We start from the raw sequence: 13,444 nt of genomic DNA, 5'->3' as shown, positions 1-13,444 counted from the left end.
GCTCCGGGCAGCGTCCGTGGCCCACGATAGGCTCGGCCCGATGTTCACCCCGATCCTCGGTCTCCTCGGAGCGCTGGTCTACGGTTCCGCCGACTTCCTCGGTGGGCTCGCTGCCAAGCGCATCAGCGCCGTGCGCGCGGCCGGCCTCTCCGCGCTCTCGGGGCTCGTCCTCCTGCTGGTCCCACTCGCCTTCCTCGGCGCGAACTGGAGCGCATCCGCCGTCCTGTGGGGCGCACTCTCCGGGGTGGCCGGGGCCATCGCGCTCTCGCTGCTCTACGCGTGCCTGGCGATCGGCCCCATGAGCATCCTCTCGCCGCTCACCGCGGTCGTCTCCGCGATCGTGCCGCTCACCTGGGGCGTGCTCCACGGCGAGCGCTTCGCACCGCTCGGCTGGGTCGGTCTCTGCCTCGCGCTGGTCGCCGTCGTGCTTGTCGGCTTCATCCCCGAGCGCGGCGCGGTCCGCCCCCGGCCCCGTGGCCTCGTCATGGGAGTCGGCGCCGGCGCCTTCATCGGCGCGTTCGTCATCCTGATCGATCTCACCCCCGACGACTCCGGCCTCGCTCCTCTCGTCGTCAACAGGGCCGTGAACGCCTCGATCATGTTCGCCACGGTCGGCGTCATCTGGCTCGCCTCCCGCAGGAGGAGGCGGCTCCCGGATGCGCGCATCCGGACCCAGGGCGGCTGGCGTCCCGGCCTCCCGTTCGCGATCGCCGCCGGTGCGGTGGACGCCTGCGCCAACATCCTGCTGCTCGTCGGCCTCCGGATCGGCAACCTGAGCGTGATGTCTGTGCTCACGGCGCTCTATCCGGCCGGCACGATCGTCCTCGCGGCGATCGTGCTGAAGGAGCGCATCGCCCCGGTGCAGTGGGTGGGCCTCGTGCTGGCGCTGGCCGCCACCGGGATGCTCGCCGCGGCCTGAAGAGAATATAGTTACTTCACGTAGAGCAACTATTTTCCTGACGCATGTGAACTCGGAGCTTTTTCGTGTCAACCCGCACCCGTACCGGCATTTTCAACAAGGACCACCCGCACTACCGCTGGGTAGCACTGAGCAACACCACACTCGGGATGCTGATGGCGACGGTGAACGCCTCGATCGTCCTCATCTCCCTCCCCGCGATCTTCAAAGGCATCGGGCTCGACCCGCTCCAACCGGGCAATGTGAGCTACCTGCTCTGGATGCTCATGGGCTACATGCTCGTCACCGCCGTCCTCGTCGTCACCTTCGGACGCCTCGGGGACCAGTACGGCCGCGTGCGCATCTACAACCTCGGCTTCGTGATCTTCACGGTCGCCGCGATCGCGCTCTCGCTCGTTCCGTTCACCGGCGGTCCTGGAGCCATGTGGCTGATCGTGTGGCGGTTCATCCAAGGCGTCGGCGGCGCAATGCTGTTCGCGAACTCGACCGCGATCCTGACGGATGCCTTCCCCACCAACAAGCGCGGGTTCGCCCTCGGGCTCAACCAGGTCGCCGCCATCGCGGGAAGCTTCATCGGCCTCATCGTCGGCGGCGTGCTGGCGGCCTACGACTGGCGTGCGGTGTTCTTCGTCAGCGTGCCGATCGGCATCATCGGAACCATCTGGTCGTACAAGTCCCTGCACGAGGTGGGCACCCGCAACCCCGGCCGCATCGACTGGCTCGGAAACGCGACGTTCGGCATCGGCCTCGTCGCCCTCCTGACCGGCATCACCTACGGCATCCAGCCCTACGGCGACAGTTCGACCGGCTGGGGCAACCCGTGGGTGATCGGGTCGATCGTCGGCGGCATCATCCTGCTCGTAGCGTTCGTCTACCTGGAGCTGCGCGTGCCGTCGCCGATGTTCAACATGCGCTTGTTCCGCATCCGTTCCTTCTCCAGCGGCATCTTCGCCGGGCTCCTCGCCGCCATCGGGCGAGGCGGCCTGCAGTTCATGCTGATCATCTGGCTGCAGGGCATCTGGCTTCCGCTGCACGGGTTCTCGTACCAGGACACCCCGCTCTGGGCCGGTATCTACCTGCTTCCGATCACCGTCGGCTTCCTCATCGCCGGCCCCGTCTCGGGCGCGCTCTCCGACCGGTACGGGGCGCGCGGCTTCGCCACGGTCGGACTCCTGATCGTCGCGGCCACCTTCATCGCCCTCCTGCTCATCCCGGTCAACTTCGAGTACTGGCAGTTCGCGATCATCACCGGCCTGAACGGCATCGGGTCCGGTCTGTTCAGCTCGCCGAACCGCACCTCGATCATGAACAGTGTGCCGCCGGGCGAACGCGGGTCCGCATCCGGGATGGCGGGAGCCGCCCTCAACGCCGGCAGCTCGCTGTCGATCGGCATCTTCTTCTCGCTCATGGTCGCCGGGCTCTCCGCGGCACTCCCCTCGGCGCTCACCAACGGCCTGACCGCGCACGGCGTCCCTGACACGGTGGCCACTGCCGTCGGGCAGACGCCGCCGGTCGGAAGCCTGTTCGCAGCGTTCCTCGGCTACAACCCGATCCAGAGCATCCTGCAGCCCACCGGAGCGCTCGACAAACTGTCGCCGGCGAACATCCAGGCCCTCACCGGCCACGAGTTCTTCCCACAGCTCATCTCCGGGCCCTTCCATGACGGCCTCGTCGTCGTATTCGTTGCAGCGGCCGCCATGTCCGTCATCGCGGCGATCGCGTCGTTCATGGGTGGCGCGAAGTATGTTCATGAGGAGAAGGTCGTCGAGCGGAAAGTCGAAGAAGCCAGTGCGAGCAGGGCATAGCAGTGACACGGGCACGCTGACCGACGCCGGCGCCCGTGAGGCGACGAGCGGCGGTCTGACCGACGCTGGCGCCCATGAGGCGGCGTTCACCGACGACGATCTCGCCGGGCGCCTGGCGCTCGCGATCGGGCGCCTGAACCGACGGATGCGCTCATCCACCGGCGGCCTCAGCCATGGCCAGCTCTCCGCCCTGTCGACCATCGCGCGCAAGGGACCGTTGCGGCCGAGCGAGCTCGCGGCGATCGAGATCGTCGCGGCGCCCACGATCACCCGCGTCGTCGCCGACCTCGAGGCGCGCGGCCTCGTGCAGCGACAGCCGGACACGGATGACCGGCGCTCGGTGTTCGTGGCCGCGACCGATGCCGGGGTCGAACTGCTCCTGCGTGCCCGCTCCGACCGGGCGCGGACGGTCGCGGCGCTGCTCGCCGAGCGAACGCCGGATGAGGTGGACGCCATCCGCGCCGCCCTGACCGCCCTCGAGGCGGCCGCGAACATCGACCCGACCGACAGCTGACCCGCCGTCGCGGCGGAGCGAGTGGTCGCTAACCGCCCTTCCCAGCGCGGAAATCGGTCGGTTCGTGCCGACTCGATCGCGCGCGAGCACGCGAAAGGGCCCCTCCGGATGGGAGGGGCCCTTTCTGCGACGTGCGGTTAGACCTGCGCGAGGTCGGTGATCACCTGGTCGCCGGGGATGGCGGAGACGAACTCCGCCTCGATCTCGGCGCGCTCGAGCAGGTCGTCCATACGGCGACGGCGCTGCTTCGGGATGAGCGTCACGACAGTGCCCTGCTTGCCGGCGCGGCCGGTGCGGCCCGACCGGTGCAAGTACGTCTTGTACTCGTCGGGAGCATCCGCCTGGATGACCAGGTCGATGTCGTCGACATGGATGCCGCGGGCTGCGACATCCGTTGCCACCAGCACGTTGACCCGGCCGCTCGTGAGCTGCGCGAGGTTGCGGGTGCGGCGCGACTGGTTCAGGTCGCCGTGGAGGCTGACGGCCGGGATGCCCGCGTCGTCGAGCTGGTCGGCGAGCTGCTCAGCGAACGCACGGGTGCGGGCGAAGACGAGCGTCTTGCCCTCACGGTCGGCGAGCTGCTCGATGATCGCGCCCTTGTCGCGGTGCTCGATGACGAGCACGCGGTGGTCGATGGTCGAGGAGGCCTGGTCTTCACCGGCGACCTCGTGAACCGCGGGCTCCGTGAGGAACTCGTCGACGAGCTGGGCGACACCCTTGTCGAGGGTGGCCGAGAAGAGCAGCTTCTGGCCGCCGTCGGAGGTCTCGCGCAGGATGCGCTGAACCGGCTCGAGGAAGCCGAGGTCGCACATGTGGTCGGCCTCGTCGAGCACAGTGACGACGACCTCGCTGAGGTCGAGCCTGCCCTGGTCGATGAGGTCCTCGATGCGGCCCGGAGTGCCGATCACGATGTCGACGCCGCGCTGCAGCGCGCCCACCTGGCGGTTCTGGGGGACACCGCCGTAGATCTGGGTCGTGAACAGACCGACGCTGCGGGCGATCGGCTGTACGGTGCGGTCGATCTGCAGCGCGAGCTCACGGGTCGGCGCCAGGATGAGCGCGCGAGGCTTGCGACCCATCTGGCGCTTTCCGCCGGACTTGCCCTGCTCGGTCCACATGACCATCAGCCGCTCGACGAGAGGTGCGCCGAACGCGATGGTCTTGCCGGAGCCTGTGCGTCCGCGGCCGAGCACATCCTTGCCCACGAGCACATCGGGGATGGTCGCAGCCTGGATCGGGAACGGGGATGCGGCGCCCAGCTCTTCGAGTGCACGCACGATGTTGCCACCGAGGCCCAGGTCGCCGAAGGTCACGCCTTCGACGTCGCCGGCCTGGATGGCTTCGGCCTCGAGACGCTCGAGAACGACGTCGTCGTTCGGGGTGAAGCGGGCCTTGTCATCGCGGCTCGGGTAGAACTTCGAGTCGCTGCCCTCGCGGCGCGGACGGTCGTCGCCGAAGTCGCGACGCGGTGCGCGGTCCTTGTCGAAGCTGCGCTGCGGGCGGTCGCCGTACGCGGGGCGCTCCGTGCGCTGCGGGCGGTCGCCGTACGCGGGACGCTCCGTGCGCCGCGGGCGGTCGCCATACGCGGGACGCTCGGTCCGCTGCGGACGGTCGCCATACGCGGGACGCTCGGTCCGCTGCGGACGGTCGCCGTCGAAGGAGCGACGCGGACGCTCGTTGTCGAAGTCGCGGCGCGGTGCCCGGTCGCTGGTAGCAGGACGGTCCGAACGCTGCGGGCGGTCACCATAAGCGGGACGCTCGGTCCGCTGGGCGCGGTCACCATAAGCCGGACGCTCGGTCCGCTGGGCGCGGTCACCATAAGCCAGACGCTCGGTCCGCTGGGCGCGGTCACCATAAGCCAGACGCTCGGTCCGCTGGGCGCGGTCACCATAAGCCGGACGCTCGGTCCGCTGGGCGCGGTCACCATAAGCCGGACGCTCGGTCCGCTGGGCGCGGTCACCATAAGCCGGACGCTCGGTCCGCTGGGCGCGGTCACCATAAGCCGGACGCTCGGTCCGCTGGGCGCGGTCACCATAAGCCGGACGCTCGGTCCGCTGGGCGCGGTCACCATAAGCCGGACGCTCGGTCCGCTGGGCGCGGTCACCATAAGCCGGACGCTCGGTCCGCTGCGGACGGTCACCATAAGCCGGACGCTCGGTCCGCTGCGGACGGTCACCATAAGCCGGACGCTCGGTCCGCTGCGGACGGTCACCATAAGCCGGACGCTCGGTGCGCGCACCGCGCGGCTCCCAGTTGGATCCCTTGGCGCGCGGTTCCCAGTTGGGACGCTCGCTGCGACCGGCCGACGGGCGGCCTTCGGCGCGCGCGGCACGCTCGTCGGCGTTCCAGCGCTGCTTCTTGGGGGCGCCCTCTTCTGCGGGGCGGTACCCGCGGTGCCCGGGGCTGCGGCTGCCCGTTTTCGGGCCGCCCTTGCGGGCACCGTCGCGGGGGACGAAGTTCTTGTTCTGCGGTTTCTTGAAGTTGGCCATAGAGGTATTCCTGGGTTGTCTTGAGTGCATGACTGACCGCACGACGATTCGTCGTGGTCATAAGAAACCCGGGCAAGTCTTTGGCCGGGACCGTTCACATACAGTGATCATTCGCCCGCCGTTTGGCGGTGAAACCGGCCCACCTGACTTACAAACCCATCCGCGTACAACCGCGGTGTCAAGAGCCGACCTCCCTACATTACCGGATGCTGCCTGTGAAGTCACGGTGACGTGCGTGAAACCCGCCTCCATTCGAGCACGATGACCCCGGCGATGACGACCAGCAGCGCGAGCAACTGCCACGCGACCGGCACGACGAGGCCGAGAAGGATGGTCACCACGGCGAGCCCCGCCCCTCCATAGCGCAGCGCGGCCGGGCCGAGCGCGAGCTCCTGGCGGTACCGCGCATCCCCCACCAGATACAGCGCGACACCTGCGCCGAGCAGGATCGCTCCCGGTGCGGATGCGACGGCGAAGACGTCGCCGATGGTCAGCTTCACCCCGGCCGCGAACAGGACGAGGCCGAAGATCATCACGTAGTGGTCCAGTGCGAAGGCGGTGAGCGCGAGGTAGGCCCGCTGCTGCGTCGGCCTTCCGGTCATGCTTTCTCCGGCGCGTTCGTCGTCACCCGTGAAATAGCACCACCAGAGCGCGGCGACCACCCCGACGCAGAGCACCGTCCCGACGAGGACCGCGAGCCCGAACGTGTGGCGCCCCGCCCCGACGCCGACTGAGACGATGGACTCGCCGAACGCGATGATCATCAGCAGGCCGTGCCGTTCGACGAAATGCGACGCGCCGATGTCGAAGCCGACGGGCCCGCTGGTGAACGACGTCGACACGAGGACGAGGATGGCGAGGCAGAAGAGGATCCAGTCCGCCGGCCCCGTGACGAATCCCGCGACGATCAGGAGGATCGCCCCGCCCGCGTTGAATGGAAGGACGCGCAGCATCGAGCGCGCGGATCCCGGCGCCCCGAACCTGGCGAAAAGGCCGAAGTGGAGCAGGACGATCGCGAGGTAGGCGAAACCGAACAGGATCCCGCCGGATCCGAACGCATCCGGGATCGCGACCGCGAGCAGCAGGAAAGCGATCATGGCCCCGACCAGCCCGATGCGCAGGCCGGGCCCGCCCTCACCGGACTGGTTGGTCAGCCAGGCGAACGCGTCGTACATCCACCACACCACCGCCATGGTGAGTGCCGCCTGCGCGACGCCTGCGCCGGTCGGATGCGCGACCACGATCTCCGTGACCTGCGTGATCGTGAAGACGAACACCAGGTCGAACAGGAGTTCCACCGAAGAGACGCGTTCGGCGGCGCGTTCGAGGCGTTGGGCCATGCAGCGAGCGTACCGGCGGCGCGGCTATCGTTGTCGGGTGACTGTGAGCATCGCGATCGAGCCGCCGCGCAACCCCGAGGTCGAGCACCTGCTGCGCCTCGGCGACGAATACGCCTTCTCGCTGTACCCGCCGGACAGTTGCTACCTTCTCGACGTGAGTGAGCTCGAACAGCCCGGCGTCACGGTCTTCGTGGGCAGGGACTCCGCCGGGCAAGCGCTCGGGATGGCGGCCCTGGTCGAAAAGGCCGACGGCACTGCGGAACTGAAGCGGATGTTCGTGCACGAGGATGCGCGCGGCCAGGGCCTCGCATCCGCCCTCATGGACAGCCTCGAGTCGTCCGCTGCCCACGCCGGCGTCCGGACGATCCAGCTGGAGACCGGCCCGCTGCAGCACGCCGCGATCGCACTGTACGAGAAGCGCGGCTATGCGCGCATCCCCAACTTCGGCCCCTACGTCGGCGACGAGTTCAGCATCTGCTACGCGAAGCCACTCGCCACGCCCGTCGCGCGCTAGCCTGCGGATCCCGCGCCCACTTTCTGCACCCGTGCCCATGGTGCAACGTGTGCGCCCGTTCGGAACCTGTGCGCGGGCGGCTCAACTGTGCGCGGGCAGCTTCTCGCTCCCGAGGACGCTCGCCGCACCAGGTGTTTCTCGCCGCACTAGCTCCACCTTGTGCGGTCAGACCAAACTAGTGCGGCGAGACCCGCGATGCGCACCGCCGAGACGCGCCGTCCGGGATACCAGACTCAGACGGGCAGACCGCGGATGCGCCGCGACAGCTCCGCCGCCGCCTCCGTGATCTGGGCCGCGAGTCCCGCCCACTCCTCGTGCGGGATGCTCTCGCTCGGAAAGGTGATCGCGATCCCCGCCGCGGGCCATCCGGCGTGGTCCCGCACCGACACCGCAACGGATGCGAATCCCGGCGTGACCTCGCCATCCTCGGTCGCGAATCCCTCCGCCCGCACTCGCTCGAGGATGCGCTTCAGCGCGCCGTACGTGTGCGGCTCGCCGCCGACCCGGTCGACGAACGCCGCCGCATCCGGATACAGCGCACGTACCTGCCCCGCCGGCAGGGTCGCGAGGAGCGCCCGCCCGCTCGCCGTGAGGTGGCTGGGCAGCCGCACCCCCACATCCGTCACCAGCCGCGGGCGACGCGGCGCCCGCTCCTCCACGATGTAGACGACGTCGCGTCCGTGGAGCACCGCGAGATGCCCGGACTCTCCGATGCAATCGACCAGTCCGGCGAGGATGGGGCGCCCGAGCCGGCTGAGCGGTTCCTGCCGTGAGAAGGCCGAGCTGAGCTCGTAGGAGCGCACGCCGAGCCCGTACCGCCGGGCCTCCGGCAGGTGCAGGACGAACCCGTGATCGACGAGCACGGCAAGCAGGTGGTAGACCGTCGACCGCGGAAGGTCGAGGGATGCGGCGATCGTGGCGGCGGGTACCGGCCCGCGCTGAGCCGCGAGAAAGCTGAGCACCTGGAGCGTGTTCTCGGCTGCGGGCACTTTCGAGCTTCCGGCCACGCCGACCTCCCGTCTGGAATTCAAGACACCGAGCAGTGTAACGGCATTGTGACCGCCACCGCCGTGGTGTGGGATCGAAGCATGACCACCATCACGTCCGTGGACCGCGTCTTCGTCGGCGCCGGCCCCCTCACCATCGCGGATGTCGTCGCCGTCGCGCGCCACGACGCTCACGTCGAACTCGACCCCGCAGCCCTCGACGCGGTCGAAGCCTCCCGCGCCATCATCGAAGCCCTCGCCGACGACACCGAACCGCACTACGGTATCTCGACCGGTTTCGGCGCGCTCGCGACCACGTTCATCCCGTCCGACCGCCGTGCCCAGCTGCAGGCGAGCCTCGTGCGCTCGCACGCCGCGGGCTCCGGTCCCGAGGTGGAGCGCGAGGTCGTCCGCGCCCTCATGCTGCTGCGTCTGTCGACCCTGATGACCGGCCGCACCGGCGCGCGCCGCACCACGGTCGAGACCTACGCCGCTCTCCTGAACGCCGACATCACGCCGGTCGTGCGCGAGTACGGGTCGCTCGGATGCTCCGGCGACCTCGCCCCGCTCGCCCACTGCGCCCTCGCCGCGATGGGCGAAGGCCAGGTGCGGGTGGCCGGCGACCTCGTTGACGCGGCGGATGCGCTCGCTGCTGCGGGCTTCCACCCCCTCCGCCTCGCCGAGAAGGAGGGCCTCGCGCTCATCAACGGCACCGACGGGATGCTCGGGATGCTCGCGCTCGCCACCCACGACCTCGCCGCGCTGCTGACCACGGCGGACATCGCCGCGGGCATGAGCGTCGAAGCGCTCATGGGCACGGATGCGGTTTTCGCAGACGACCTGCAGCGGTTGCGGCCGCAGCAGGGGCAGGCCCTCTCCGCAGCCAACCTGCGTGCTGTGCTCTCCGGCTCCCCCATCGTCGCCAGCCACAAGGGCCCGGAGTGCACGAGGGTGCAGGATGCGTACTCCCTCCGCTGCGCACCCCAGGTGCACGGCGCCGCGCGCGACACCCTCGGCCACGCCGAGCTCGTCGCCGGCCGCGAGCTCGCCTCCGCGGTCGACAACCCCGTGCTGACCGTCGACGGACGTGTCGAATCGAACGGCAACTTCCACGGGGCTCCCGTCGCCTACGTGCTCGACTTCCTCGCGATCGTCGTGGCCGACGTCGCCAGCATGTCCGAGCGCCGCACCGACCGCTTCCTCGACCCGGCCCGCAACCAGGGTCTCACGCCGTTCCTCGCCCACGAGGTCGGCGTCGACTCGGGCCTCATGATCGCCCAGTACACCGCGGCCGGCATCGTGTCCGAGCTCAAACGCCTCGCTTCGCCCGCATCCGTCGACTCCATCCCCTCCTCGGCGATGCAGGAAGACCACGTCTCGATGGGATGGGCCGCAGCCCGCAAGCTGCGCCGCAGCCTCGACGGCCTCGGCCGCGTCCTCGCGATCGAGATCATGACGGCCGCCCGGGGTGCCGAGCTTCGCGCGCCGCTGGCCCCGGGCCCCGCGACCGGCGCCGTCCTCGCCGCCGTCCGCGAGGTCGCGGCGGGCCCCGGCCCCGACCGCTACCTCTCGCCCGAGATCGAAGCCGTCGTGGCGCTCGTCCAGGAGGGGCGCATCCTCGCCGCCGCCGAAGGCGTCACGGGTCCGCTGAACTGACCCTGAACCCACTTCCATCCACCCGGGCGCGACCCGGCCACCCCACCCGTTCGAAGGAGCACACCATGTCGGGACCCCGTGAGGTCCGCGCGCCGCGCGGCACCACTCTCACCGCCAAGTCGTGGCAGACGGAGGGTCCCCTCCGCATGCTGATGAACAACCTCGACCCCGAGGTCGCCGAGCGCCCGGACGACCTCGTCGTCTACGGCGGCACCGGCAAGGCGGCGCGCAACTGGGATGCGTACGACGCGATCATCCGCACACTCACGACGCTCGAACCCGACGAGACGCTGCTCGTGCAGTCCGGCAAGCCGGTCGGCGTCTTCCGCACGCACGAGTGGGCGCCGCGCGTGCTCATCGCAAACTCCAACCTCGTCGGGGACTGGGCGACGTGGCCCGAGTTCCGCCGCCTCGAAGCGCTCGGGCTGACCATGTACGGGCAGATGACCGCCGGATCGTGGATCTACATCGGCACGCAGGGCATCCTTCAGGGCACGTACGAGACGTTCGCCGCGATCGCCGCGAAGCGGTTTGGGGGAACGCTCGCGGGCACCCTGACGCTGACCGGCGGCGCGGGCGGGATGGGCGGGGCACAGCCCCTCGCCGTCACCATGAACGAGGGTGTCGTACTCATCGTCGACGTCGACGTCACACGGCTCCAGCGCCGGGTCGACCACGGCTACCTCGACGAGCTCACGGACGACATCGACGACGCCATCGCGCGGGTGCTCGCCGCGAAGGCGGAGCGACGCCCGCTCAGCGTCGGCCTCGTCGGCAACGCGGCGACCGTCTTCCCCGAGCTGCTCGCGCGTGGCGTCGCGATCGACATCGTCACCGACCAGACCAGTGCGCACGACCCGCTCAGCTACCTGCCGGAAGGCATCTCGGTGGCCGACTGGCACGAGGCCGCGGCCGCAGACCCCGAGGGGTTCACCCTGCGCTCCCGCGCCTCGATGGCGAAGCACGTGAAGGCCATGGTCGAGTTCCAGGACGCAGGCGCCGAAGTCTTCGACTACGGCAACTCGATCCGTGCGGAGGCGCAGCTCGGCGGGTACGACCGGGCGTTCGAATTCCCCGGGTTCGTGCCCGCGTACATCCGCCCGCTCTTCGCCGAAGGCAAGGGCCCGTTCCGCTGGGCGGCGCTCTCCGGCGACCCGGCGGACATCGCCGCGACCGACCGCGCGATCCTCGAACTGTTCCCGAACGACGAGCATCTGCGGCGCTGGATAACGCAGGCGAGCGAGAAGGTCCACTTCGAGGGACTGCCCGCGCGTATCTGCTGGCTCGGTTACAAGGAGCGGCACCTCGCCGGCCTCAAGTTCAACGAGATGGTCGCGAGCGGCGAGCTGAGCGCCCCGGTCGTCATCGGCCGCGACCACCTCGACTCCGGCTCCGTCGCGTCGCCCTACCGCGAGACCGAGGCGATGGCCGACGGGTCCGACGCGATCGCCGACTGGCCTCTCCTCAACGCCCTGCTCAACACCGCGTCGGGCGCGACCTGGGTGTCCATCCACCACGGTGGCGGCGTCGGGATCGGCCGGTCCATCCACGCCGGGCAGGTGGTCGTCGCCGACGGCACCCCGCTCGCCGCCGAGAAGATCGAACGCGTGCTCACCAACGACCCAGGCACCGGCGTCATGCGTCACGTCGACGCGGGCTACGAACGCGCGGCCGAGGTGGCGCGGGAGCGCGGCCTCCGCGTACCGATGATGGAAGACTGAGCCGCGTGACCCGCGAACTCCTCACCGGCATCGGCCAGCTCGTCACGAACGCGCCTGCCGATCCCGATGCCACCGGTGTCGACCGGCTGGGTCTGGTGGCGGATGCGGCGGTGCTGATCGAGGACGGCCGCATCGCTTGGGCAGGTCGCGCATCCGACGCCTTCGCGGCGACCGGGATCGGCGATGCGCCGGATGACGAGGTCGTCACCGACCTCGGCGGGGCGACCGTCATCCCGGGGTTCGTGGACTCCCACAGTCACCTGGTGTTCGCTGGGGACCGGTCGGCGGAGTTCGAGGCGCGGATGTCCGGCGTGGCCTACACCGCGGGCGGGATCCGCAGCACGGTCGCGGCGACCCGCGCGGCCAGCGATGAGGAGCTGCGCGGACGCGTGCGGAGGTTCATCCGCGAACTGCACCGCCAGGGCACGACGACCGTCGAGATCAAGAGCGGCTACGGGCTGAGCGTGCACGACGAGGAGCGACTCGTCGCGATCGCCGCATCCGTGACCGACGAGGTCACCTTCCTCGGCGCGCACGTCGTGCCGGTCGACTACGCAGCCGACCCCGACGCGTACGTGGACCTCGTCACCGGGCCGATGCTCGACGCCTGCGCGCCGCACGCCCGCTGGATCGACGTCTTCTGCGAAACCGGAGCCTTCACCGTGGAGCAGTCGCGGCGCGTGCTCGAAGCCGGTGCCGCCCGGGGGCTCGGCGTGCGCGTGCACGCGAGCCAGCTCGCGCCGGGCGACGGAGTCCGGCTCGCCGTATCGCTCGGTGCTGCGAGCGTGGACCACTGCACCTACCTGACGGAAGCGGACATTGCGGCGCTGGCCGGGTCATCCACCGTTGCCACGCTGCTGCCGGGAGTCGAGTTCTCGACCCGTCAGCCGTATCCGGATGCACGCCGCCTGCTCGACGCGGGCGTCACCGTGGCGATCGCGTGCGACTGCAATCCCGGCTCGTCGTTCACGTCGTCGATGCCGTTCTGCATCGCCGTCGCCGTGCGTGACATGGGGATGACGCCGGCCGAGGCGCTGTGGGCGGCGACCGCGGGCGGCGCGGCTGCGCTGCGGCGGACGGATGTGGGACGCGTGGCGGTCGGGGCGCGGGCGGACCTCGCTGCGCTCGCTGCGCCGTCGTATGTGCACCTGGCGTACCGGCCAGGTGTGCCGCTCGTCGAAGCCACGTGGAAGGACGGCGTGCGCGTCGCGTAGTTCGCGGCACTGCGGCCGCGGCGCCGAGAGTCGCCTTTCCGGCCGAGAGTGCCCGGTGTGCAGGGCTATCTCGGCCGGAACGGCGACTCTCGGTGGCGCGCTGGGCTGTCTCGTCCGGGAGTTGGCCCGCTCGAGTTCGGTGTCGCCGAGGGCGGCACCCTGCAACGAGCGCGGGATGTCCCTCCGTGACGAGCGTGGCACCTCCGGTCGAGCGTGACCGGCGCGCCGGGCGGTCTCGTCCGGACGTGACCCTCTCGTCTGGTCGAGCGTGACCCGCGCACCGGGC

The 13,444-nt window shown here is 70.1% G+C and carries 10 protein-coding genes; 7 read left to right on the top strand and 3 right to left on the bottom strand.

What is annotated here, in order from left to right:
• Positions 1–40: 40 nt before the first annotated feature.
• The 3 genes from ACV7NN_RS13455 (at position 41) to ACV7NN_RS13445 (ending at position 3,238) form a co-directional block, all read left to right on the top strand.
• A complete protein-coding gene (locus ACV7NN_RS13455) occupies positions 41–919 on the top strand; it encodes an EamA family transporter (RefSeq protein ID WP_463350080.1) in 879 nt (292 codons plus the stop codon).
• Between the two features lie 65 nt (positions 920–984).
• Entirely contained in the window at positions 985–2,724 is a 1,740-nt protein-coding gene (locus tag ACV7NN_RS13450) for an MFS transporter (protein ID WP_463350079.1), read from the top strand.
• Positions 2,708–3,238, top strand: coding sequence for a MarR family winged helix-turn-helix transcriptional regulator (locus ACV7NN_RS13445; RefSeq protein ID WP_463350078.1), 531 nt, complete (start codon positions 2,708–2,710; stop codon positions 3,236–3,238). Before ACV7NN_RS13450 ends, ACV7NN_RS13445 begins: the two co-directional genes overlap by 17 nt.
• 137 nt (positions 3,239–3,375) lie before the next feature.
• Here the strand turns inward: ACV7NN_RS13445 and ACV7NN_RS13440 are convergent, their stop codons facing one another.
• A complete protein-coding gene (locus tag ACV7NN_RS13440) occupies positions 3,376–5,727 on the bottom strand; it encodes a DEAD/DEAH box helicase (RefSeq protein WP_463350077.1) in 2,352 nt (783 codons plus the stop codon).
• Positions 5,728–5,948: 221 nt separating this feature from the next.
• Positions 5,949–7,067 carry a low temperature requirement protein A gene (locus ACV7NN_RS13435; protein ID WP_463350076.1) on the bottom strand — a complete coding sequence of 373 codons (1,119 nt, stop codon included), beginning with the start codon at positions 7,065–7,067 and terminating at the stop codon, positions 5,949–5,951.
• A 37-nt stretch (positions 7,068–7,104) separates the two neighbouring features.
• Here ACV7NN_RS13435 and ACV7NN_RS13430 point away from each other — a divergent pair, with 37 nt between their 5' ends.
• A complete protein-coding gene (locus ACV7NN_RS13430) occupies positions 7,105–7,581 on the top strand; it encodes a GNAT family N-acetyltransferase (RefSeq protein ID WP_463350075.1) in 477 nt (158 codons plus the stop codon).
• Between the two features lie 233 nt (positions 7,582–7,814).
• Here the strand turns inward: ACV7NN_RS13430 and ACV7NN_RS13425 are convergent, their stop codons facing one another.
• A complete protein-coding gene (locus tag ACV7NN_RS13425; RefSeq protein WP_463350074.1) occupies positions 7,815–8,612 on the bottom strand; it encodes an IclR family transcriptional regulator in 798 nt (265 codons plus the stop codon).
• A gap of 57 nt (positions 8,613–8,669) precedes the next feature.
• On the opposite strand from ACV7NN_RS13425, the gene hutH reads away from it, so the two are divergent.
• The 3 genes from hutH to hutI all read left to right on the top strand — a co-directional run bounded on the left by hutH (position 8,670) and on the right by hutI (position 13,158).
• Positions 8,670–10,223, top strand: a complete 1,554-nt coding sequence (gene hutH / locus ACV7NN_RS13420) for a histidine ammonia-lyase (RefSeq protein ID WP_463350073.1) — start codon at positions 8,670–8,672, stop codon at positions 10,221–10,223.
• Between the two features lie 65 nt (positions 10,224–10,288).
• Positions 10,289–11,944: a urocanate hydratase gene (gene hutU / locus ACV7NN_RS13415; protein ID WP_463350072.1), complete on the top strand. Its 1,656-nt coding sequence runs from the start codon at positions 10,289–10,291 to the stop codon at positions 11,942–11,944.
• A 5-nt stretch (positions 11,945–11,949) separates the two neighbouring features.
• Positions 11,950–13,158, top strand: a complete 1,209-nt coding sequence (gene hutI / locus ACV7NN_RS13410) for an imidazolonepropionase (protein ID WP_463350071.1) — start codon at positions 11,950–11,952, stop codon at positions 13,156–13,158.
• Positions 13,159–13,444: the final 286 nt, after the last annotated feature.

It is taken from the genome of Leifsonia sp. Ger2509, assembly GCF_055231915.1.
This window is presented reverse-complemented; position numbering and strand designations above follow the sequence as displayed.

What these genes read in the sequence shown, in the direction of transcription:
- hutU (WP_463350072.1), top strand. Translation starts at nt 10,289, where the DNA reads ATGTCGGGACCCCGTGAGGTCCGCGCGCCGCGCGGCACCACTCTCACC.
- ACV7NN_RS13435 (WP_463350076.1), bottom strand. Translation starts at nt 7,067, where the DNA reads ATGGCCCAACGCCTCGAACGCGCCGCCGAACGCGTCTCTTCGGTGGAA.
- ACV7NN_RS13440 (WP_463350077.1), bottom strand. Translation starts at nt 5,727, where the DNA reads ATGGCCAACTTCAAGAAACCGCAGAACAAGAACTTCGTCCCCCGCGAC.
- ACV7NN_RS13455 (WP_463350080.1), top strand. Translation starts at nt 41, where the DNA reads ATGTTCACCCCGATCCTCGGTCTCCTCGGAGCGCTGGTCTACGGTTCC.
- hutH (WP_463350073.1), top strand. Translation starts at nt 8,670, where the DNA reads ATGACCACCATCACGTCCGTGGACCGCGTCTTCGTCGGCGCCGGCCCC.